The sequence below is a fragment of the Microcoleus sp. PH2017_09_SFU_O_A genome, from assembly GCF_020738625.1.
Taxonomy (GTDB): domain Bacteria; phylum Cyanobacteriota; class Cyanobacteriia; order Cyanobacteriales; family Microcoleaceae; genus Microcoleus.
Window position 1 is genome coordinate 14,445 of record NZ_JAEQCF010000071.1, and the last position, 22,694, is coordinate 37,138.

Consider the following 22,694-nt stretch of genomic DNA (forward strand, 5'->3'; position numbering starts at 1 on the left):
GGATCGAATGAAAGATGAGGTACGTTGTTGGGCTTTAGCCCTCTTTCTTAGTTGAACTGCTTATAAGCTGTCATACCTCATCTTTTTAATACCAATTTTTAACGAAATAACAGTATTCTTGTCCCCCCCCTGATTCATGGGGGGGCTAGGGGGGTGTTCGAGTGTTGCACAATTTTAGATAATTGGTATAAGAAACATTATATTATGCTTTTCACTCGCCGTCCTGCCGAGTACCCTTCAGGAAAGCTAACGCCTGCGTTTTTGTAAACCTAGTTTCAACCGCCGCCTGCGTTTCTGCGCCGCCAGCAAGGGAAGCTGACAAAGCCCTTATTTTTACTCACAGTAACGTGACAAGAAGATTTAATCGAACCAACATTAAAACCGCTGTTATTTCTAATCGCATTTCCCCTTCCTCCCTGACTCGCGACTGCCAGCAAACTGCCCTTAACCGTATTATTTTCTACAATTGCATTCTGCATCCCATTAATTTTTTGCTCAGTATCCGCATTCACATAAATCAAAGGCCAATCACCCTTAACATTAGACAATAACTTATTCCCAAAAATCCTCACATCTCGAATCCGAGGCACTTGAGAAATACCGATGTAAGAATTGCCAGTATTACCGACAATCTCCGCTTGCCGAACCGAAGTTCCGCCGCAGCAAGCATGAATCACAATTCCCCCTCCGTCATTGCTGAGAAACTCGGAATCTTTCAGTTGATGTCGGTACACTTGAAAGTCATTATCTTGTATTAAAACATTCCAGCCGGCCCATTCGATCGCCCTACTGTTAAAACTCGTATTTTTCCCAGCGACTCCCGCGCCTGTATCGTCCGTCCACCAGCGCTTGCGGGCATCATCTCGAATCGCATTATTTTTAACAACCAAGCCATTTCCCGACGCTCGGATTCCCGCCCTCATGGTATGATAAACCCAATTATCGCGAATCGCAATACCTTTGCGAAACAGACCCGGCTCAGCACTTGGTTCCGCCGCCAGCACAAAGTTTTCTTCAGATTTGCCAGCCTTGGAACGGTTGACTAAAATACCGAAATGGTTGCTGTAGTCGAATCTAACATCATATTGGGCGATCGCGCCTGTCTCGCCAGATTTTACTTGATATTCAGGTTGCTGGTAATTATCTGTTATACTATCGTTAAGTCGATTGTTAGCAATTAAAACATTAGCCAAAGCATTAATTTTGATATTAGCCACATAGGGATTGGCATATCGCTGCCATGCTAATTGAAAATTCAGGTCTGGGACTGAAGAACTGGGTTCGGCAACGTTATTGCTGCGGAGGCCGTAAACCACAATATTTCTATTTTGACTGTAGTCGAGATTGCTGAGCAAGTAAATTGGCGATCGGTTAATATCTAGATTAACCACACCAATATTGCTATCAGTATTAGGATTTTCAGTAAAGATTCTTTTAAAAGCCGTGCTGTTCGGACTTCCCATCCCTGAAAGTTGCGGTTCGTATTTAGGAAACACAAATTTTGTCGGAGGATTGTACAAAGTTTGTTTAGCATCTGTCATTGCGGGAGTTTCCCCTCGAATGACTACTCCCGACTTCAAATAGATACTGTCTGGAAACTCATAAGTCCCCGCTGGAAAATAGACAACTCCGCCACCGTTAGCAGCAGCAATATCTCGGGCAAAATTAAACCTGTCAATCAGAGTGCCGCCTTGGAAGTCTTGGATATTGTATGCACAAGTCCATTTAATTTCCGATGTCCAAGGATAAGATTGTTTTCCGTATCGAGAATCTATCGGATTATCCGTTGGCCCGCCGCTGGAACTTCCGCAGCCTAACAGTTGTCCGGGAAATAGCGATGATTTTGCTTTGACAATAAAGTTGTTGATATTATTGAAATTAGTTACATAAAAACTTCCGATTAACGAGACAATAAATATACCCAAAAACATATAAAGCTGAACTTGAGGTGAAATTAATCTTCTTTTCTCGTTATCTTGAGAACAAGGATATCTAACAGCAGCGAAACTGAGAGTCCACCAGGCAATATGTGCGTATTGAGCGCAATCAAACCAGGTAACAGCAAAAACCAGATAAGCAATAGCAACTGCTGCAATCCCGCCAATAGAGGATTGCAGCGCTAAAGATAAATAATATCCCCAAAGTGCAATGCCAGCAATCAGCCCCAAAATACCAACTGATACAGTTGTATCGAGAATCCAATTGTGAGCTTTATAAGTAGGAATTTCTCTGGTGCTAATTTCACCTTTTATGTTAATATAGTCGTAGGTAAACTCGTTCAAGTTGACGACTCTCGGAGTTACTTGAGGATTCCTGATATAGGGATAAGCAATCCCTAAGCCGTCGAATCCCCATCCAAATAACGGGCGTTTTTTGATTCCTCTGGCTGCAAGTTCCCACATGGGCGATCGGCTGGACACGACTTGTTCGATGCTCGGTTTTTGCCAGTTGAGGGGTCTGTTAAGCGTCATGATGCCCGCAGCGAGGGTGCCCATCAGGGCTATACCGGTGAGAATTTTGTAGTATTGGCGTCCCAACAAATAAGCACAGGCAACAATCAAAGCTACAATTGCACTGCGGGTAGAAGTTAGCAGCAGTGCGGGAACAGCTAAAATCAAAGTAATTGCAGTTAATTTAGTATTCGTAAATCTCCAAAACCAACCGACAATAGCAGTAATTGCCGTCAACGCTAAAACTACGGCTGCGTGGCCGCGGTGGGAGTACAATCCTATGGGCTGCTGTCCTTGAAAAATGCTGCTGGCTAAAACATCACCTCTGATTTGTTTCCCCATTGTAGCGGTGTAGTCAATCCGCCAGTCAATGATTTGGGGGAAGATACTAAGAGAAAGAATGATGCCACCAATTAGCAATCCTTGGAATTGGGAATTGATCAGTTGCGGGCGCGCGATTAAGAGCAAGCTGTTGCTGAGAGTGAAGGCGGCAATTAACAGCCAGTATAGCCAGCCATCTCCCATTTGATCTTGACCGAGAAAAGAGGTTAAGGGAAAAGGACTGTGCAGAGTGGAGATAGCTCCTATTGAGAGAAATATTGTCCAAAGTATCAGGCTATTTTTCCAGTTTCGGGGAATCGCGAGGGAGGTTTTTTGCGATAATAAAAGGGCGATGTTGAGCGAAATTATTAGCCAAACAATCAATACTTTGGGCGATGTCCAGATGAAGCCGCGCGTAGTTCCCCAGGGGTTGATTAGGATGATGCTGAGGGCGTACAGGATGGTGTAAAGGGTTTTCATTACTCTTTGGTTTTCCTGTTTTTGAGCTTGAGGAATATACCTAATCCGGTGAGTGCTAATAGCGTTCCTAATTCAGTGGTGGGTTCGGGAACGGCTTCGGCTGGGAGGGCATCATCGTCAGGGTTTTTAGTTTTGGAGGCTAGGGAGTTGTTATCCTCTGAGGCTAGTTCTGGGTCTTCCAATAAGTCGCCGCTGATGCCAGCTAAATCAAGTTCATTTTCGTTACTGTCGGTTGATGATAATTCTGGGTCTTCGAGCAAGTTGCCACTGATGCTAGCTAAATTGACTTGGTTTTCGTTGTTGTCTGTTGATGATGATTCTGGGTCTTCAAGTAAATCACTGCTGATGCTAGCTAAATTGACTTGGTTTTCGTTGCTGTCCGTTGATGATAGTTCTGAGTCTTCAAGTAAATCACGACTAACGCCAGCTAGGTTTGCATTGTTCAAACTATTGTCCGTTGATGATAATTCTGGGTCTTCAAGTAACTCACTGCTGATATTTGCTAGGTCTGTGGCATCGCTATCAACACCAAAAGTTGCGTAGGTGCGGGCAGCGCGAATTGGCGAACTGGGCCGCCCAAAGGATGAGGGCGATGTAGTAGTTGTTGTTGATGTTGAGACAACGACAGTTGATGATGTTGACCCCAGTGGAGATGTCACCCAAGGTGTAGGTGTTGGCCAGGGTGAGGGAGTCCAAGGTGAGGGAGTAGGCAAAGGTGACGAGGTTAATTGAGGTGATGGTGTTGCTGTTGTTGCCCATGGTGCAGGCGTAGGCCAAGGTGATGGAGTCCAAGCTGACGGGGTTGGCCAAGGTGATGGAGTCCAAGCTGAGGGTACTGGTGCAGGCCCGGGTGACGGTGCAGGTCTGGGTGATGGTGCAGGTGATACTAATATTATTGTTGATGGTGTTGGTGACGGGCTTGGTGCAGGTGCTGGACGCGGTGTTGGCAAAGGTGAAGGGGTTGGTCGTGGTGTTGGTTTTGGTGATGCTGTTACGTAGCCTATGCCACCGCCGCCACTAGCACTACTAGCGACCGGTTCACCTTTGGGTATAATGCGTTGCCAGTCGATGTCGGGAATGATCAACGGGATCGACGGGCTCGAGCTTGGAGTTGGAGTTGGCTTTGGAACGGGAACGGGATCTGGTTCTTTGCGACGAGTTACTGTGTTTTTCCAACCCCATTTGATTCCATTGTAAATTGTGAGTGTTCTTTTCTTACTTTTTGGTGGCGTAGTCTCTTGAACTAGATAGAGTTGCGCTTTGAAATAATTGTTTCTGCTAGCCGACGCCCGCTTCAAACTGCCAGCATATGGTTGATCCATAAAGAAGTCTTCACCTGCAAAACGAGAATTTGGACGATCGTAGTAGGGATTTTCTTTTCTATTAAAATTATCGATAAAAGAAATACCAGGTATCCGAGATGCACCTGCTACATTGCTACCGTAGTTAGCTTGCACCATCTGAATCCAATGAAGTTTACCTTCACCTGGTTGAGGATCGCCCTTTCCTGGATGATACTTTAAGTGAAAAAGAGAGCCGACTCCTCGATAAGTGTCATTTATGTCAGTGTAAGGCGTACTAGCCCCACCACACCCATCCTTAGGACTGCAAGCTTGATAAGTTATTACCTCAAAACTACCCTTTAAGTCCTCTGCGGCTGGATTAAAAGACCAACCCAACCGATCTTTTGCAGACAGAAAAGACCATGCGGCAAGAGTTCTGTTAAAAATAGTCGTTCCACCACGGGGCAGAGGCTCCGACCATAATCCCATATCTATCTCCGTTCTGCTTTCTCGATTCTTATCTATTTTGTAAATAGATTCAGGCTGATAAAACCTTGTAGCACCGGGATTTGGGGGAATAATATTAAAAGCAATACTTGCTTTGCCCGTCAATCCAACTATCAAGAATGATGTCAACAAAACTTGGGGATATTGTCGAAATAACATGGTTTTGACTCCTAGACGTATGAGGTTTAAAAGAAATATCAGCTTTTGAGGAGAATCAAATGAAATAGGCTCTTTCACTTCAATCTCAATTCAAGAACGCACTAAGCGAAAGTCTACAAAGGGAGTAGATATTTGACCGCTCCAGACATCTAAAGTCGTGTATGTTTCTACAGACTCGTATATTTTAACCATTGATTGCTGGCTGCTATATCTAAGCCGAACTTGGTATGTTTGTAGAGTTAGAGGTTCAAAAGTCAATATGTCACCATTTCCGGTAGTAATCCTAAGTCCAAATTTATCTTCCCAAAGCCCAAAAATTTCTGTTTCTGGAAAGAAGGTAATATCCTCTCCGGGCATAACGGAAAAAATATCAGAATTAGAGGGGCAGCTACCGCGAATCCACGCATCTCCGAATGGAATTACTCCATCTACTCCTATAATTTCTAGAAATAAGGTGAAATAAAAGCTAAATCTAAGGGGAGTAGATGTATTATTGGTAATCCGAATACCAATCTGCACGGGGATTATAAAAGAGGAGTAGTCAATTGGTATAGGTGATAAAAATTTCATTAGGTACAGAAATTTATGTATTAAATTGTTTTTGGGTATGCTTAAAACTCGCTCTGGTACTAAAATTTCAAAGCGAACACCATCCATTTCCACAGCATTGCTGTCTGCTTCTACTGGTTGAACCAAGCGAAGATTTACAAAAGGAGTAATCAATAGTTCTGACTCGCTCTCTTCTACATTTGTTATTTCGACATTATCTATCCCAGGTATTACTCTGTTTGCACAGTTGTGTTGATAGATAAACCTAATTTGGTAATTTCCGGGCAATAGTGCCTCAAATAACCAGAAATTATGAAGTTTTATCGACCCGAAAAATTCGTTGAACTCAGTAGAAATTTTCAGTGCAAGTAAGTTATTTTCCCAGGCAAGACTTGCGTCGATCGTGATAGTTTTGGATTCTCTAGGCTCAACTAACATATAATTAATTTCTCTGGTTTCGTAGCACTCCTGCGATAAGTTTAAGTTCGATATAAATTCAGTCAATCTGCCCGCCCATCCTGTTCTATATCTGTTCGGTTGAACTTCAGATTCTGGCTTTTCGTTAACTAATTGCCGCTGTAAGGCTTGACCCTCGGATGTTACAATTTCTGGAATCAAGGTTCCAGAGAGGTTGAAGTGGAAAGACATTGAAGTGTTATTGGTAATATGAATATATAATTCTATAGGAGGCGTGATGCCCGCTCTGTTTTCAGGGATGGTGAGCGCCGTAGGGTCAGGCAGCATAATTTCCATATTAATGCCACTTACTTCCATTGCGTTGTTGTCACTGAATTGTTCTGATGTCATGTTGGTTAACCTTTTGATTTTTACAGATGAAGGATATCAATATTGATGAATTACAACCGATTGAGAGAAGTAGCACCGGGCTTGTTTTCGGGGATAGCTAGTGCAATAATTTGTGGCTCTCTGATTTCCAGTAGGAGACCAGATTGTTTGATTTTATTGCTGTTATTCGCTCCTTGAGATGTCATATAGCATTTCTCAAAAAGATGAGGTATAACTGACAGCCCACACAACCCTTAAACTAATAGGGCTCAAGCCCAACAACGTACCTCATCTTTCTGAGAACTGCTATATTTTGAACCATTCCAAGTTTTGAGTGTTCATTGCCAACTGCTTTTATACTGGCATAGGTTATTACCACGATCGCAGAAATTACTAAAGCCAATAAAAACCGCAAAAGATACTTCATCGCTCTCTGGATTATCAAATAATCAGCGAAAAAACCAGAACCACACCGCCGCACCAATTACCATCAGCCAAAACAATTTACCGCCACTTCCTGAATCTGACGACCCAGTTAGCAAAACATACCTGTAATACCCCAGAACTTGCCCAGATTCGTTCTCAAGAGGCACAGAATTATCTCGACCATCCCAATAATTTCGGGGAGGATATTGCTGTTGATAATCCGAAATACTTTGCCAAGGAACTCGGGATGTTGGGCAATAATTGTGAGGAATATTCTGCTTGGTATTCGGTGGATAACTGTAGCATAGCTGCTGTCGGAAATGCAGTGATAAGCGCTCTCTTTGAGCCAGTTCCTTTTTAGTAATCGGCACAAACTCCGACTTCAAGTCGAAAACAGGGCGCGGGCCAACTTGGCTACAGCAATTACCACAAAACTGATTGTGAGTAAGGTTTGATGGTGTAGAGCAATTAGATTTGTCGCAGTAATGTTTTTCACTACCCTGTTGTTGTCGGTACATAATTCCTCCTGATTAGTGCAGGCGCGAGTGAATATTGCTAACAATATTCCTTCCCCTGCCTTCCTTCAAATACGGGACTTTCTGCAAACCAACTACAACCACAACACCCGATCGATTGCCACAAACCCAATGAATCTTTAAACAACAGTGGCTTTCGATCTTAACAATCAACCAAACAATGTCTCTGATACAAATGAACGAAGAGATTGATATCAATAGTCACAAACTTAAGCGATGAATGAGAAGCTTGTCAACAGTTATTAGAATTATATTACAATAACTATGTTGTGATAAAAAAAAACTTATAGCGGTTCTCAGAAAGATGAGGTATGACTGACAGCTTATATAACCACTAAACAAAGAGGGCTGAAGCCCAACTACGTACCTCACCTTTTTGAGAAGTGCTATATATTAACTCCCAGGCTTAATTAAAATTCAGAAAACATTGCAAATTCATGAATAAAGTTCATATTTATTCATAAAATTAAGAGTGTTAGGGTCGATCGCACTTCTTGCACAATGGAACTCAAAAGGTCGATCGCACTTATTACACAATTTACTCAAAAGGTCGATCGCACGTTTAGACAATTTACTCAAAAGTTAGACAATTTAGTCAAAAGGTCGATCGCACGTTTAGACAATCCAAGTCGAAAACCCGCTCCCCTCGCCCTCCGCAACCAGCAAGTGTCTCAGATCACAAAGCCGATCGTAGCGAAGCGGGGCGTAAGCCATCGCCCTCACTGCCCAAAAACCTAAAAATATGTCAAATTAAGTAAGGGGTAATAAAATAACTTTTGGCATATCCGTAGACAGTTATGACAACAAAACTAAGAGCTACAGACACAGACAAAATGGAGATAGACTTGCAGCAGTTCAGGGCAGACCAAGAACTGATACTCAACCAAGTAGATAATGCGATCGCTCTTTTCGACTCGTCTGACAGCTTAGTTTTGTTTAACAAAAAATTGGCCGAGACTTGGGGACTGTCCCCAGAATGGCTGGCAACCAAGCCTAAGTGCGACTTGTTGTTTGCCGAAATTGTCGATCGCGGTTACTTGTCGCTTCAGCAGTGGGAACAGTTTCAGCAAGCACTGCAAACATCTCAGGATGAAAGTTTATCATTCTATTTCGAGCAATCCAACGCGGTTTGTTTGGAAGTCTTCGCCACAATTACCAACAGCGGCGGGCGGCTGTTTACCTTTCGAGACGTTACCGTATACCAAAACTCCCAAGCTAGCTTGAACGCAGAAGTCAGGCGCCTGACATTTCTTTTAGGCTTAACTGAACGATTGCAAAACTCTCACAGTTTGCAAGAAATAGGTCAGTTTGCCCTCAGCTATCTGGTAGAAGCGACGAATGCTGCTTTCGGAGACGTGAAAGTGATTAGCGGTAAGGGAAAAGATCGGCAAGCGGCGGCGATTTCTAACCAAGTTTCTACTCAATTTCTGGCTAGTTACGGGGAACCAGTCGCCGCTGGAATGCAAGAATTGCTCGACAAAGGTATTCCCTACGGCACCGGTTTGCTGTGGGAAGTGGTGGAAACTGGTAAAGCTTTGTTTGTCGATGATTATGCCGAACATCCCAATGCTGTGCCGCAATTTCGGCATCCGGGAATCGGACAATTGGGCATTTTTCCGATCGCATCTACTGACGGCACAATCATCGGAGTGTTGACGCTGGAGTCGCGCAACGTCAAAAAACTGCAAGCTTCCCTCCACCAAGAAGTGCTCACGGCTGCTTGTCGGACTCTGGGGGCCGCAATCCAGCGGGCTCAGACACAAGAAAACCTCCGCCAAGTTAACGAACAATTAGAGTATTCTTCTCAGTTAAAATCCGAGTTTTTAGCCTCGATGTCCCACGAATTGCGGACGCCTCTCAACAGCATTCTCGGATTTTCTGACTTGCTGCTGCGCCAAACATCCGGCCAGTTGAGCGATCGACAAGTTAACTATGTAGAACTGATCGAAAAAAGCGGTCAGCACTTGTTGCAGCTAATTAACGATATTCTCGATCTTTCTAAAATTGAAGCAGGAAAAGTAGAACTCAATTTACTGCCTGTTCGCGTTCACGAACTCGCCACAGACTGTCTGAAAATGATTCAGCCGCGGGCAGACAAAAAGCGAATTGCTTTGTCTTTAGAACTCGACTACCGCATTACTAAAGTTTTGCTCGACGAACGGCGAGTGCGACAAATTGTGATTAATTTACTTTCCAATGCTATCAAATTTACCCCCGAACGGGGACAAGTTAAACTTAGCGGGCGTCTGGCCTACGGCAATGAAATTAATGGCGATTACCGCCCTGATTGTTCTCCTGTAAATGCCAGCACTCCCTACTTTTGTCTTGAGGTGAAAGACTCGGGTATCGGCATTCCTCAGGATCGCTGGCACTTGCTATTTCGACCTTTTCAACAGGTGGATTCTTCCCTGACTAGGCGCCACGAAGGTACAGGTTTGGGTTTGGCTTTGACTAAGCGTCTGGCGGAATTGCACGGCGGAACTGTTTCTTTTCAATCTATTTGCGATCGCGGCAGTTTGTTCCGCGTTTGGCTGCCTTTGACGGAGATGCGTCAAGAGTTGGGCAGCTTTGCTGCTTGTGCTTTGGATGCTAAGTTAGTTCCTGCTTCTGCGATCGCATTACCACTTGGCAGCAAGCGGATTCTGGTGGTGGAAGACCAACCTTTTAACCAAATGTTAATTTCAGAGGTGATGGAATTGGAGGGCTACGGGGTAGAGATTATCGCGGATGGTTCGTCAATGCTCGATCGCATCCTTGCCGCCTCTACTGCGCCCGAGTTGCTGCCGGATTTGATCTTGATGGACATTCAGTTACCCGATGTTGATGGGTTTGAGTTGATGCGCCGAGTGAAAGCAAATCCTGTCTGGGAGTCGGTACCGATGATTGCGGTGACGGCGATGGCGATGGCTGGTGACTGCGATCGATGTTTGGAGGCTGGCGCTTCTGCTTATTTGAGCAAGCCGCTGGATCTGAATTTGGCGATCGCTACAGTCCGTTCTTTTCTCAACTAACAATAATTATTTGCAGTTCCAGCAGTGCCATTTATTACAATTTATAAGTGAAAACGTTAGACTCAATAGTAGATAAATTTCTATAGGACTTGCGCGCACTTGCCTCAGAAACCCGGTTCCTGCCAAAAATATCGAGTTTAATAACTAGAAATATACGAATCAACCAGGTTTCGAGCATCTACACGCGCCAGTCCCGAGCTAAATTCAATATACATCATATTCCATGTCAAACAAGTCGCCCTGCATCATGTTGGTTGATGACGAGCCAGCTAATCTAATTTTACTGGAAGAGTTATTGCAAATGAAAGGATACGCCACAGTATCAGCGCGATCGGGCGATGAAGCCCTCTCCCTCGCCCGTGTATCTCGACCGGATTTAATTTTACTAGATATTATGATGCCGGATATGGACGGTTTTGATGTGTGCGAGATCCTGCGGAATGATACGGCTTTGCAAACTGTACCGGTAATTTTTTTGACTGCTCTCGATGACGATACCTCTCGCCTCAGAGGGTTAGAAATTATGGCCGACGATTATTTAACCAAGCCTTTTAACAGTCGCTTGCTGCTGGCGAAAGTTGAAAATATTTTGCAGTTGAGCCAAATGCGATCGCAAGTTGTGTCTTCCCAATTCAACCAGCAGGTAAAAGAGCAAAGCAAGCGCCAAATTGCCGCCGCCTGGGAGGCCAACGAATATCTTTCCGAAAAATTTCACCTATTTGTCCCGGAACAGCTTCTCGAACGAATTGCGCCCCAAGGGATAGAATCAATTCAGTTGGGCAATGTCACAGAAGAAGAGCTGACTATTTTATTTTGCGACATTCGCGGGTTTACGGCGATCGCAGAATCTCAAGAAGCACGCGAAACCTTTGAATGGTTGAACGCTTTTTTTACGAAAATGAACGATTGCATCACCTCCCACGGCGGGTTTATTGACAAATACCTCGGCGATGCTATCATGGCAGTATTTGACCAACCGCATTCTCACGCTATAAATGCGATCGAAGCCGCAGTAGCCATGCAAGAAAGTTTGCATGAATTTAATGTCGAGCGCCACAAATACAATTTAGAATATCCCGTCAATATCGGTACTGGAATTAACACAGGTATCGGCATGATCGGCACCTTGGGTTCCGATCGCCGGATGGACTCTACAGTCATCGGCGATGTGGTAAATACAGCTTCTCGGTTAGAAAATTTAACTAAAATATACGGTTGCCAAATAATTGTTAGCGAAAATGCGATCGTTCATGCGAGAGAATTTCTAAATAGCATAAGTCCGAACTCAAGCTCAAAAGAAAGTTTATTATTAAAGTGCGACTTGGAAGTGGAAACACCGGAGAATATGATTTCCACTTCTCACGCAACAGCAGCCGACAGCCATTCGCCCACCCACAACTATTACTATCGCTGGATCGATCGAGTAACGCCGCGCGGCAAACAGCAAGCTATTGAAATCTACGAAATCTGGCCAGCATCCAGTCCCGACTCTGAAGCCAAGCAGCTTACCCAGGCTTTATTTGACAAAGGAATTCAAGGATGGCAATCCGAAAGATTTGTCGCCGCCTTGGGATATTTTCAGCAACTAATCGAACAAAACCCTGCTGATACAGTGACCCGTTTTTATATAGAAAAATGCCAAGAAAAACTAGGTCTTATACCTGCCAATATCAGCTCCGAAATGAGATAAATAAAAAAGGTACGTAGTTGCGCTTCAGCGCTCTTTCATAGAAGGTACGTAGTTGCGCTTCAGCGCTCTTTCATAGAAGGTACGTAGTTGCGCTTCAGCGCTCTTAGCACCCAATCGCAACTACGTACTTAAAAACTAACTCCATAAGAGTGGCTGTTACATCCTGGACTGATCCTAATTTGATCGCACATCAAACCGCCGTCAAAACCTGCTCTCTCAACTTCCCAATCAACTCATTAACTCCGCCAGAATTCAAACGATAACTCAAAGGATGACCAATCAAATAAGCCGAACTTTGAAACAAAACATCAATTTCCACCAAACCATTTTCCCGCAAAGTTTTGCCAGTCGAAACCAAATCCACAATCGCCTCCGACATACCCGTAATCGGCCCCAACTCCACAGAACCGTAAAGCGGCACAATTTCCACCGGCAAATTCAAATTATGAAAATATTCCCTTGCACAGTGTACGAACTTAGAAGCAACTCTACCGTGAGGAGGCAAATCCACACTGCGTCTGTAAGAACTAGATTCCTTCACCGCCACCGACAGCCGACACTTGCCAAATTGTAAATCAATTAAATTTGCAACTTTCGGAGTTTTTTCCCGCAAAACATCATAACCCGCAACGCCCAAATCAGCTTGACCGTATTCCACATAAACCGGCACATCGTGCGTCCTTACTAGCAAAGCTTTTGCCGTTCCGGTAGTGTCATAAATTTGAAGTTGGCGGTTAGAGGAATCGAGAAAAGCACTGAAGTCTAATCCAACGGATTTAAACAGTCGAATGCTATCTCCTAACAGTCCGCCTTTGGGAAGTGCTACGGTAATCATATTGATTTGCGATTGTAAATTGCTTAATTTGGGATGCGGAATCGGCGCTGCCCGAGCGGAAACAGCTTTTTCCTCAACCACAATAGCACAAATTGTTCAAATATCAAAATAAGTTCAGGTATTGCTAATAATTGTGTTTGTGTATAATATATTGTATTGAGGCTGAGTTAAATCGAATTTTCTTAAGGATTGTCTGCTAAATAGATGATAGCTGAAAGTAAAACTATGACCAAATTGACTCTGGTAATCGGCAACAAAAATTATTCGTCTTGGTCGCTGCGTCCTTGGCTGGCGATGAAACAAGCTGGAATAGATTTTGCCGAAGTGAGAATCCCCCTAGACGGGCCGACAACCCATGGGGAAATTCGGCGCTATTCTCCTTCGGGAAAGGTGCCAGTTTTAATTGATGGCGACTTGAAAGTGTGGGAATCTTTAGCAATTTGCGAGTACGTTGCAGAACGCTTTGCAAATGATTTATGGCCGGCGGATGTAGCGCAACGGGCGATCGCCCGTTCCATCTGTGCCGAAATGCACGCAGGCTTCCAAAATCTCCGCGAAAATATGCCGATGGACTGCCGCAACCGCTATCCGGGAGAAGGAATGACGCCCGGTGTCGAAGCAGAGATCGATCGCATCTTGGCAATTTGGCGCGAATGCCGCCAAAAATTCGGCACCAGTGGCGATATGCTGTTCGGACAATTCACAATTGCTGACGCCATGTTTGCCCCCGTTGTCATGCGTTTTGTCACCTACGAAGTCAAATTAGATGCACAAGCACAAGCTTATGCTGATGCGCTGTTGGCACTACCTGCAATGCAGGAATGGCTAGCAGCAGCTTACAGCGAATCGGAAAGTATTGCACATCTTAAAATCTAGCAAAAATCAGTTTACTTAACCTCAAAAGGTCGCGATCGCCACCTCACCACAGATGGCAACCACGGGGAATTTCCCCCTACAAAACCTGCTTGTTTGCAAGTTTTGTGTAATTCATGCTCAAATCAAAAGTCTAAAACCTAAAATCAGGATGCGGATTCTTTTAGTTGATGATGAAGTTGAGTTGACTGACCCTTTGAGTCGAGTTTTAACCCGCGAGGGTTATACCGTTGATGTCGCATTTGACGGCGCAAATGGCAGCAATTTAGCAATGCAGGGAAATTACGATTTGCTAATTTTGGATTGGATGCTGCCGAGACAAACCGGATTAGCAATTTGTCAGCAATTGCGATCGCAAGGACGGAATACCCCAGTCCTATTTCTCACCGCCAAAGACACCCTAGACGATCGCGTACAAGGACTCGACGCAGGCGCAGACGACTATCTAGTCAAGCCTTTTGAACTGCGAGAGCTCCTAGCCAGAGTCCGCGCCCTACTGCGCCGCCCCCCTACTTTTGACCCCGAAGTGGCTGTCGGGCGCCTGCAAGTTGCAGATTTACAGCTAGACTACGACAATCAAATAGCCTATCGGGGCGATCGAACAATTGACCTATCAGAAAAAGAATGTCAACTATTAGAATACCTAATGCGACATCCCGGTCAAATACTAACACACGAACAAATCCACCAATACCTGTGGAGTGAAGCAGAAAAACCCAGCAGCAACGTATTAGCAGCTCAAATTCGCCTCCTGCGCCGCAAAATAGAAGCCCCTAGCGAATCCGTCCTAATTCACACAGTTTACGGCAGAGGCTATCGCTTTGCAGAACCCAGTTAATAATAGGAATTCTGCTCATCTTCCATCTTCCTTCGTGTCCTTTGCGCCTTCGCGGTTCCATCTTTCTTCCGAAGCATTCTTCCTTTTACGCCAGAGGCTATCGCTTTGCAGAACCCACTTAATAATAGGAATTCTGCTCATCTTTCATCTTCCTTCGTGTCCTTTGCGTCTTCGCGGTTCCATCTTCCATCCGAAGCATTCTTCCTTCACACCCTAAAGCAATCCCTACATATCTTGACAAACCAAAGTAATTACCGTCACCTCCGGCGGACAAAATAACCTCCCCGGCGCATAAGTACCCAAACCGCGATTCACGTACAACCAATTACTCCCAACCCGATGCAAACCGCTAGCCCATTCCCAGTGACGAACTACTCGATCGCAAGCCGACACAAAAGGAACAAATTTTCGGATTCCTTCAGGAATCAAATAACCAATTTTTCTCACCCAAGCATACAAAGGCCCGATACCAGGAATCACAATTTGACCCCCATGAGTGTGTCCCGAAAACTGCAAATCAATCCGCCACTGTTGCAGATTTTCAGCAGTATCAGGATTGTGAGACAATACAATCCGAGGAATCGCCGGATTGATTGATGCCATTAGAGGCGCAGGTGCAAAATCGCCAGACCAAAAATCTGCAAACCCAACTAAAGCCAATTCAGACCCCAAAGGATAAATCGCTTCATTGTACAAAACCCGAATACCTGCGTTATTCAAAGCATTAGCAACCTTAATTTTTGCCCCTGGATAATAGTGATCGTGATTGCCCAAAACAGCGTAAATTCCCACCCGACTTTGCAAATTTTTCAATCGCTGCACCAAGCCGTAAATAGGCGCCGGATCGTAGGTAATAAAATCTCCGGTTAAAAAAATTAAGTCTGGTTCCGCTTCATTAGCCGCCACAATCGCCTCTTCTAGCAACCATTCCGACAGCCGCTCCCCGTCATAGTGAAAGTCCGTAAGCTGTACAATTTTAGTACCCGATAGATTTGCTGGAAGATTAGCGATCGGTATTGTTAAACAGTCTACTCGCAGTTTCCCAGTTAATAACCTGTGCATAAATATAAGGTTTATTGAGAGAGCGCAACCTCTAGCTTAGCAAATAAACAGACAATACTGCAAAACTAGATGTTTTTCCCTCTTTTTTCTGCCATCTGACTAATAACTACTAACTGATGACTAATGACTAAGAAATCAGGACACGGCTAAGAAATCAGGACACGGCAGTGCCGTTTCCCTACAATTGATCGCGGTAGGGAAACGGCACTGCCGTGTCCGACCTATCATACTGACTAATGACTAATAACTAATGACTAATGACTAATGACTAATGACTACTGACTTCATTCATGATAAATCACCTCAAAAGTTTCGACAGCTTTCTTCTTACCTTTAACAATCACAGAGCCAATTTTCCTAAACTCAAACATATCTTTAGTAACGCTGTACACACTATCGCTCACCAAAATTTGTCCTCCCTCAGCCATTGACTGCAACCTAGATGCAATATTCACCTCATCCCCTATTGCAGTATAATCCATGTGCTGCGGCGAACCAATATTACCAACAACTACCTCCCCCGAACTAATCCCAATACCAGTCAGAAAATTATCCGTAATCCAAGGAACCGACATCCTCCCAATCCGTCGCTGCATATCGATCGCAGTTTCGATCGCCTTCCTTTCGCGATCGGCCACCTCCGAAGGCGCCCCAAACATTGCTACAATCATATCTCCCACAAACTTATTCACAGTACCTTCATGACTAAAAATTACCTCTACCATCTCCGTGAAATACTCATTTAAATACATCACTATTTTCTCAGCAGGCAGCTCCTCACACTTAGTAGTAAAATCTCTAATATCCGAAAAAAGCACCGTTAAATTGCGCTTAGTTGGATTTAGAGAAATATCTCCTTTAGCTTCGATAACTGCTCGCACCACCTGGGGAGAAAGGTATCTTTCCAAATTATTTTTAATTCGTTCTTCCTTCAATTTACTTTCATGTAAAAGCGCATTCTCGATCGCCGCGGCCGCTTGCGATGCCAAAGCCGTAAATAATTTTAAATCCTGTGCCGTATAGTTTACAAGTTCGTTATGACTAATATTGATAACGCCGATTGTACCGTTCTGAGTTGTTAGAGGTGCACAAATCATAGAACGCATCTCATTGTCTCCCATAACATATCTCGGATCGGACAATACATCATTGACTATTTCAGCTTTACCAGAAACAAAAATATGACCTGCTATCCCCATATTGGAACCGATTTTTGTTTTATGGTTGTACTCTTTACCCCGAGCAGAAACAATCTCCAGTTTTCCTGTCTTTTCATTCATTAGCATCACTGAAATATTGGTAGACTCAATCAACTTTTTCGCTTCAGTTACCACCAATTGACTGACTTCAGCCACACCCAAACAAGTAGCTATTTTGCTTGAAAAATCGTACAAAAAATTAACTTCTTCGTACTTATCTAAAGTATCAACAGCCAGAGTTCTTATATCCAAGTCGGCGCTGGCAGCATAACTCAGCATATCGGCAATAAATGCTGCTTTTTGACTTCCTGTTACGTAACCGATAACTTCATCGGCTAGGATGATAGGATAAGTATTGAAGTAGGTCTGACAATCTTCGCCCAATAAAATAGCCCCTTCAACATTCCGAATAGCCATCGGAGCGTCTAAAACACCGAGCGCGCCCTCAATAACCACCCGCAAATCTCTCTTAGAAATCAATTTTTTGAGATTGATACGAACCATTTACTTTGCTATTAATCATGAGTGAGCGATCTATCGTTATTCATTCGTTTGTAACCAGTCAGCCAATTTGAGGATAGAGATTTTAGATTTTAGATTTACAAGGGCAGATAACTCTGGGAGCTTGAAACTTAGTCTAAAATTTTTGGAGCATCCACGACTATAGCCGGGGGATTGTATCCGTTTTTGGGCAGGCTAGCAACCACCAAAAACCAAAAAATATTCTTGTGAATTGATTGTATACCTCTCGCTACATCTGTGCCGTCAAACCCAGAATTTCCCTAGCTTTGACCAGCACTTCTTTCGGGCGAAAAGGTTTAGTCATATAAAGATTTGCCCCCACAGCCATACCGCTTTGCTTATCATATTCTTGTCCCTTAGCTGTCAACATAATAATGTAAACGTCCTCCATACCTAGTTCATTTTTAACCGTATTGCATACCTCTAACCCGCTCATTTTCGGCATCATCACATCGAGAAAAACCAAATCCGGCTTTTCTTCCTTAATTCTGTTCAACGCCTCAACTCCATCTCTCGCAGTCAGCAACTCTACATCATCCTCATCTTCCAACTTTTCTAGAGCCTGCTCCATCAAAATCAGAATATTCGGTTCGTCATCCACAATTAAAACTTTTTTCACAACAATTTCCCATGAATGTGTTTGCTCAGCCCGTTATCCTCTACAATATCTCCCAAAACAATTATGGAGACTTTTTCCAAGCCCTTAGTAAGGCGCAATTTTTTGACTAATTCTTGCTCTTGAGATAAGGCTTCGTCAATAATAATTAAATCCAGCTCGATCGCTCTCACTCGATCCAGGCATTCTGTAACATCAGATGCCTCCATCACATTATATCCCTGAAAAAGCAACGCAGCCGACAAAATTTTGAAAGTAGAAGCATTGTTAACAACGACCAACACCGTCTTATTAGACATCCCTTGTCGCAGCAGCAAGCCGATCTCCTTTAACAGTCCCGCTATATTTATAGGCTTGGTAAAATACCTGTCAACTCCCAAACGCCAGCCCCTGTCTCTGTCTTGAATTAGAGACACGATGATAATCGGAATCCCCCGAGTTTCTGGGTCATTTTTGAGAACTGCCGCCACATCAAAACCGTCGATGTGAGGCATCATTACATCTAAAATAATCAGATCCGGTTTGACTGCTTTAGCCTGAGAAATAGCATCTCTACCGTTAATTGCCTCCGCGACTTTATATCCTTCTTGTTCCAGTGACTGCCTCAATATATCTCGGATGTTAGGCTCATTGTCAACAACTAAAAGTTGCTGGCCTCCTTTAACGCCGAGCGGAGTTCTGCTGAGCACTTGCTGTTTCAGTTGCCCGATTAAATCATTGATAATTTTGCATTTTTCCACCGACTCAATATTTTTAACTAGCGGTATACTAAAGAAAAAAGTGCTGCCCTTGCCTAACTCGCTTTCTAGCCAAATTCTACCGCCGTGGTGTTCAACGATTTGTTTAGAAATTGGCAGCCCCAAGCCAGTGCCTTTAGGCTTTTCGGTCAGGATATCTCCCACTTGTTTAAATCTTTCAAAAACTTTGCTTTGGTCTTCTGGTGCAATGCCGATGCCAGTATCAATAATGCTAATAACCAGCTCGTCACCCTCTACTCTTGCCCGACAGGTGACAGAACCTGATTCTGTGAACTTGACTGCATTCGAGATTAAATTGATCGCGACTTGAACCATGCGATCCCGGTCTACTAATACCTGTGGCAGTCCGGGACTAAAATCTTTAATCAACTTTAAATTATTCTTTTCTAATAAAGATGACGTAGCGGCGATCGCCTGTTTTAAGATTTGCACTGGATTTGTCGGCTGTAACTGCCATTCAACTCGCCCCGCTTCCATCTTAGCAATATCCAAAACATCATTAATTAAAGATGTCAGCCGTTCAGCTTCTGAGACAATAATGTTAATATTATCTGCAACTTTATTTAAAGCTTTTTTGATTTTTCTGTCTTCCGATACGACTCCGGGAACAATCACTTCTTCTAGTTTTTCTTTAATCAGCGAAGCAAAACCCAAAACCGAAGTTAAAGGCGTCCGCAGTTCGTGAGAAACTGTAGCCAGAAAATCAGTTTTCATTCGGTCAACTTCTCGTTCCACCGTCACATCTCGAATCAAAATCACCGAACCTAGAGATCGATCTGCTTCGTCTTTTACCGCTTCTTTCAGAATAGTGGTCGCTAAAGCTTGACCTATCCTAGAATTTTCTAGTTCCACTTCCAGCGTCACAATTTCTCCCTCTCTATGTTCAGTCGCCTCAACCAATTGGGCTAATTTTTTAGGAAAGATTTCGGATACTTTTTTCCCCTTCAGGTCAACATCTTTTAATTCAAACATCGCCAGCAGTGCCGGATTAAACCTGGTAATTTTAGCTTCAATGTCAGTGACTAATAACCCGTCAGCCAAATTGTCAACGATCGCATTTAAGTCTGCCAAAGTCGTCCGCAATTCCCAGGACTGCTTTTTAGTGCGATCGAGCAATTCTGCTTGGTGCATAGCTACTCCCAATTGACTGCCAACCTGAGCCAGCAACCTCACTTCTCCTGCTTCCCACTCACGGGAACCAGAGTTCTGGTAAGCTGCTAGCAAACCCCAGAGATTTTCCCCCACAAAAACAGGCGCTACACAATATGCTTTGGCTTGAATTTGTTCCAGAATTTCGATATGACATGGAGAGTGACCAATTTTATAGATGTCATCAACTACAAAAATTTCTTGATGGCGATACCTGCCACCCTCAGTTTTTTGTAAATAATCATCTTGCCAGACTGTTTTAATTTTATCAGTTACTAAAGGTATCCAACCTTCTGCTACCGACTCCGACACAAATTCCCCGCTCCAGTTTGGAAAAAAACGGTACACTCCAACCCGATCGCAATTGAGAATTTGCCGTACTTCTTGAGTTGTTGCGCTAAATATTTTGTCAATATTTAGCGTCTGGCGAATCCGTTCAATTACTCTAGTTAATGTGCGTTCCTGTTCGGCTGCTTTCGCCTGCTGTTTAGCTTGAAACTGTATTTGTTCTAGGTACTCGGATTGCTGCAAAGCCACGCCCAAATGAGTGGCAATTTGATTCAGTAACTTTACTTCTGTGTCTTCCCAGTGACGCGCACCTGTGTGTTGAAAGGCACTGAGCAATCCCCAGAGTTTCTCTCCTTTAAAAATCGCAACTACCGCACAGGATTTGACACCAAAATATTCTAAAGCTTCTATGTGACAATCGCTCTGGCCGGCATTGTAGATATCATCAGCGATAAAGGTTTCCGCACACCGGAATCGACCTCCTTGGTGTTCGTTTAAGTAGGGATCTTCCCAGCCGCTGCCTACCAATTTCGGCCAGTTTCCCGATTCAGATTCAAAGATAAAGTCGCCGAAATAGTCTTCACGGAATTGATAAATGGCAATGCGATCGACATTCAAAAGTTTGCGAACTTCTGTCGCTGCTGTCTGGAAAATTGTTTCCATATCTAAGGTTTGGCGGATCTTATCAATCATCCGAGTTATGGCTCGTTCTCGGTCTGCTTCCTTAACCAGCTCTTCTGTGCGTTTTCGCAATTGCTCCTCTAGAGTAGTCTGGAGTGCTGTTGACCGCCTATGAGCTTCATCTAAAAGTTTTGCTTGCTGTATTGCTACTCCTAAATGCACCGCAATTTGACTGGCAAAGTCAATTTCATCTTGCTGCCACTGGCGTGGGGCGCGACATTGGTGAATGCAGAGCAATCCCCAAAGTTTATTTCTTTTGATTAAAGGTACGATTAAGTTTGCTTTGACATTAAATTGAGCAAGAACAGCTATATGGCAATCGCTCAATCCGGCTTGATTGATATCATTGACTGCCTGAATTCTTCCTTGCTGATACCGCATTGAATATTGTTTACCAAAGCAGTGATCGTGCACCTTTACAGCTTTTACTGAATGAAACTCTGGGATCACGTCTTCTGACACAAATTCCCCGTCGTCAAATCCTGACTGCTGGTAAAATCGAAATATTGCTACTCGATCGGCATTCAGCAGTTGGCGAACTTCCCGAGCGGTTGATTGAAAAATAATATCTAAGTCTAACGACTCGCGAATTTTGGTCACTACAGCAAATAGCGCCTTTTGTTTGGCAACGATAGCGGGTTCGGGTTTCGATGCCGACTCTAGTTCGGCAACGCGCGCTTTGAGGGTTTTTATCTCGCTTTTGAGGGACTCGTAATCTTCTGTATCTAATCCTAGATAATTTTCTGACATGGGTTTAACTCTCTTGTGGTTAGTTTATTAAGTATTGATAGTTGTTTATTTTGATAAGTATTAACTCAATTTAATTTTTTTTCAACTAACTTTAGAGAGGATTTGCTCGCTCTGGTTTGATAATTATTGATTAAGGCTCAGTGCGCTAGATTGGCGATCGCACGAGTTGAATTGTCGATCGAACGCTACCCCGATCGAAGCTGGCTTACGCACGCAACTGCTACAGCATTTTTATAATATAGATGACTGGAGTAACAAGCTGTTTAAAACCCGCTGAGTCCCCTTCAGACTGGCATTCCCCGCCCCGCATCTATATTCTTTTGGCAATTTTCCAAGCTCAGACACAGCGCCGCATCCCGATCGCGCGCGGCTACCACGGGGAAGATGTCCCCTACAAAACACTATATATATACATTGCGACAACTGCGAGGGATTGCCCCTACAGCATCAATCTGGCATCTTGCACCACAGTCCGCAACGGACTCGCGTGCGGGTTCCACCAAATAATGGGCTTTTTTCGCCTCTGGATCGTTTCATCAGCTTTCCTGATGACTCTCATCAGTTAAGCTGTCGTTACAGGCCTTTACAAACCTTAACGATACCGTTAATAATAGAGACATCATCCGAACATTGAAAAACCAATAGCAATCATAAACACATGACGGCAACCTTACAACAGCGCGAAAGCGCCAATATCTGGTCGCAATTCTGCAACTGGGTAACATCAACCGACAACCGCATTTATGTAGGTTGGTTCGGAGTCTTGATGATTCCTACCTTGCTGACTGCAACAATCTGTTACGTAATCGCCTTCATCGCTGCTCCTCCAGTGGACATCGACGGCATCCGCGAACCAGTTGCTGGTTCCTTGATGCTGGGTAACAACATCATCTCCGGTGCTGTTGTTCCTTCCTCAAACGCGATC

The 22,694-nt window shown here is 43.9% G+C and carries 17 protein-coding genes and 1 pseudogene; 7 read left to right on the forward strand and 11 right to left on the reverse strand.

The genetic code is table 11. The annotated features are described in order from the left end of the window. Positions 1-275: 275 nt before the first annotated feature. From JGK16_RS23860 to JGK16_RS23880, 5 genes are all read right to left on the reverse strand, one after another. The gene (locus JGK16_RS23860; RefSeq protein WP_293192769.1) at positions 276-3,251 is read right to left on the reverse strand and encodes an O-antigen ligase family protein; all 2,976 of its coding nucleotides are present in this window, start codon (positions 3,249-3,251) and stop codon (positions 276-278) included. After that, a complete protein-coding gene (locus JGK16_RS23865) occupies positions 3,251-5,200 on the reverse strand; it encodes a hypothetical protein (protein ID WP_293184538.1) in 1,950 nt (649 codons plus the stop codon). Before JGK16_RS23865 ends, JGK16_RS23860 begins: the two co-directional genes overlap by 1 nt. A 90-nt stretch (positions 5,201-5,290) precedes the next feature. Then, positions 5,291-6,556, reverse strand: coding sequence for a hypothetical protein (locus tag JGK16_RS23870; RefSeq protein ID WP_293192771.1), 1,266 nt, complete (start codon positions 6,554-6,556; stop codon positions 5,291-5,293). A gap of 50 nt (positions 6,557-6,606) precedes the next feature. Next, positions 6,607-6,741, reverse strand: coding sequence for a hypothetical protein (locus tag JGK16_RS23875; RefSeq protein WP_293184534.1), 135 nt, complete (start codon positions 6,739-6,741; stop codon positions 6,607-6,609). Between the two features lie 243 nt (positions 6,742-6,984). Further along, entirely contained in the window at positions 6,985-7,479 is a 495-nt protein-coding gene (locus JGK16_RS23880; protein WP_293184532.1) for a hypothetical protein, read from the reverse strand. 519 nt (positions 7,480-7,998) lie between these two features. Between JGK16_RS23880 and JGK16_RS23885 the strand changes: the two genes are divergently transcribed. From JGK16_RS23885 to JGK16_RS23895, 3 genes are all read left to right on the forward strand, one after another. After that, positions 7,999-8,235 carry a hypothetical protein gene (locus JGK16_RS23885; RefSeq protein ID WP_293192773.1) on the forward strand — a complete coding sequence of 79 codons (237 nt, stop codon included), beginning with the start codon at positions 7,999-8,001 and terminating at the stop codon, positions 8,233-8,235. Between the two features lie 59 nt (positions 8,236-8,294). Next, the gene (locus tag JGK16_RS23890; protein ID WP_293192775.1) at positions 8,295-10,508 is read left to right on the forward strand and encodes an ATP-binding protein; all 2,214 of its coding nucleotides are present in this window, start codon (positions 8,295-8,297) and stop codon (positions 10,506-10,508) included. Positions 10,509-10,731: 223 nt separating this feature from the next. After that, complete coding sequence (locus JGK16_RS23895) at positions 10,732-12,198, forward strand: response regulator (protein ID WP_293192777.1); 1,467 nt, start codon at positions 10,732-10,734, stop codon at positions 12,196-12,198. A gap of 190 nt (positions 12,199-12,388) precedes the next feature. Here the strand turns inward: JGK16_RS23895 and hisG are convergent, their stop codons facing one another. Next, entirely contained in the window at positions 12,389-13,033 is a 645-nt protein-coding gene (gene hisG / locus JGK16_RS23900; protein WP_293184524.1) for an ATP phosphoribosyltransferase, read from the reverse strand. A gap of 225 nt (positions 13,034-13,258) precedes the next feature. Between hisG and JGK16_RS23905 the strand changes: the two genes are divergently transcribed. Together JGK16_RS23905 and rppA are read left to right on the forward strand one after the other, a co-directional pair. After that, a complete protein-coding gene (locus JGK16_RS23905) occupies positions 13,259-13,909 on the forward strand; it encodes a glutathione S-transferase family protein (RefSeq protein ID WP_293192779.1) in 651 nt (216 codons plus the stop codon). A 148-nt stretch (positions 13,910-14,057) separates the two neighbouring features. After that, positions 14,058-14,744, forward strand: a complete 687-nt coding sequence (gene rppA / locus JGK16_RS23910; protein WP_293192781.1) for a two-component system response regulator RppA — start codon at positions 14,058-14,060, stop codon at positions 14,742-14,744. Positions 14,745-14,759: 15 nt separating this feature from the next. Here the strand turns inward: rppA and JGK16_RS23915 are convergent, their stop codons facing one another. From JGK16_RS23915 to JGK16_RS23935, 5 genes are all read right to left on the reverse strand, one after another. Next, on the reverse strand, positions 14,760-14,885 hold the full coding sequence (locus JGK16_RS23915) for a hypothetical protein (protein WP_293184517.1): 126 nt from the start codon (positions 14,883-14,885) through the stop codon (positions 14,760-14,762). A gap of 84 nt (positions 14,886-14,969) precedes the next feature. Further along, positions 14,970-15,806 carry a metallophosphoesterase gene (locus JGK16_RS23920; RefSeq protein ID WP_293184514.1) on the reverse strand — a complete coding sequence of 279 codons (837 nt, stop codon included), beginning with the start codon at positions 15,804-15,806 and terminating at the stop codon, positions 14,970-14,972. A 284-nt stretch (positions 15,807-16,090) separates the two neighbouring features. After that, on the reverse strand, positions 16,091-17,509 hold the full coding sequence (locus tag JGK16_RS23925) for an adenylate/guanylate cyclase domain-containing protein (RefSeq protein WP_293184512.1): 1,419 nt from the start codon (positions 17,507-17,509) through the stop codon (positions 16,091-16,093). 247 nt (positions 17,510-17,756) lie between these two features. Continuing rightward, positions 17,757-18,152, reverse strand: coding sequence for a response regulator (locus JGK16_RS23930; protein WP_293157660.1), 396 nt, complete (start codon positions 18,150-18,152; stop codon positions 17,757-17,759). Then, positions 18,143-21,769 (reverse strand): GAF domain-containing protein, encoded by a 3,627-nt coding sequence (locus tag JGK16_RS23935; RefSeq protein ID WP_293184510.1) that lies wholly within the window; start codon positions 21,767-21,769, stop codon positions 18,143-18,145. The genes JGK16_RS23930 and JGK16_RS23935 overlap by 10 nt, the downstream gene beginning before the upstream one ends. Positions 21,770-22,011: 242 nt before the next feature. Here JGK16_RS23935 and JGK16_RS23940 point away from each other — a divergent pair, with 242 nt between their 5' ends. After that, positions 22,012-22,335, forward strand: coding sequence for a hypothetical protein (locus JGK16_RS23940; RefSeq protein ID WP_293184507.1), 324 nt, complete (start codon positions 22,012-22,014; stop codon positions 22,333-22,335). Positions 22,336-22,427: 92 nt separating this feature from the next. After that, positions 22,428-22,694 (forward strand): annotated as a pseudogene (locus tag JGK16_RS23945) (photosystem II q(b) protein); the annotation flags it as partial.

Coding starts and splice junctions, on each gene's coding strand:
- JGK16_RS23860 (WP_293192769.1), bottom strand. CDS start 3,251: ATGAAAACCCTTTACACCATCCTGTACGCCCTCAGCATCATCCTAATC.
- JGK16_RS23865 (WP_293184538.1), bottom strand. CDS start 5,200: ATGTTATTTCGACAATATCCCCAAGTTTTGTTGACATCATTCTTGATA.
- JGK16_RS23870 (WP_293192771.1), bottom strand. CDS start 6,556: ATGACATCAGAACAATTCAGTGACAACAACGCAATGGAAGTAAGTGGC.
- JGK16_RS23875 (WP_293184534.1), bottom strand. CDS start 6,741: ATGACATCTCAAGGAGCGAATAACAGCAATAAAATCAAACAATCTGGT.
- JGK16_RS23880 (WP_293184532.1), bottom strand. CDS start 7,479: ATGTACCGACAACAACAGGGTAGTGAAAAACATTACTGCGACAAATCT.
- JGK16_RS23885 (WP_293192773.1), top strand. CDS start 7,999: ATGGAACTCAAAAGGTCGATCGCACTTATTACACAATTTACTCAAAAG.
- JGK16_RS23890 (WP_293192775.1), top strand. CDS start 8,295: ATGACAACAAAACTAAGAGCTACAGACACAGACAAAATGGAGATAGAC.
- JGK16_RS23895 (WP_293192777.1), top strand. CDS start 10,732: ATGTCAAACAAGTCGCCCTGCATCATGTTGGTTGATGACGAGCCAGCT.
- hisG (WP_293184524.1), bottom strand. CDS start 13,033: ATGATTACCGTAGCACTTCCCAAAGGCGGACTGTTAGGAGATAGCATT.
- JGK16_RS23905 (WP_293192779.1), top strand. CDS start 13,259: ATGACCAAATTGACTCTGGTAATCGGCAACAAAAATTATTCGTCTTGG.
- rppA (WP_293192781.1), top strand. CDS start 14,058: ATGCGGATTCTTTTAGTTGATGATGAAGTTGAGTTGACTGACCCTTTG.
- JGK16_RS23915 (WP_293184517.1), bottom strand. CDS start 14,885: ATGAGCAGAATTCCTATTATTAAGTGGGTTCTGCAAAGCGATAGCCTC.
- JGK16_RS23920 (WP_293184514.1), bottom strand. CDS start 15,806: ATGCACAGGTTATTAACTGGGAAACTGCGAGTAGACTGTTTAACAATA.
- JGK16_RS23925 (WP_293184512.1), bottom strand. CDS start 17,509: ATGGTTCGTATCAATCTCAAAAAATTGATTTCTAAGAGAGATTTGCGG.
- JGK16_RS23935 (WP_293184510.1), bottom strand. CDS start 21,769: ATGTCAGAAAATTATCTAGGATTAGATACAGAAGATTACGAGTCCCTC.
- JGK16_RS23940 (WP_293184507.1), top strand. CDS start 22,012: ATGACTGGAGTAACAAGCTGTTTAAAACCCGCTGAGTCCCCTTCAGAC.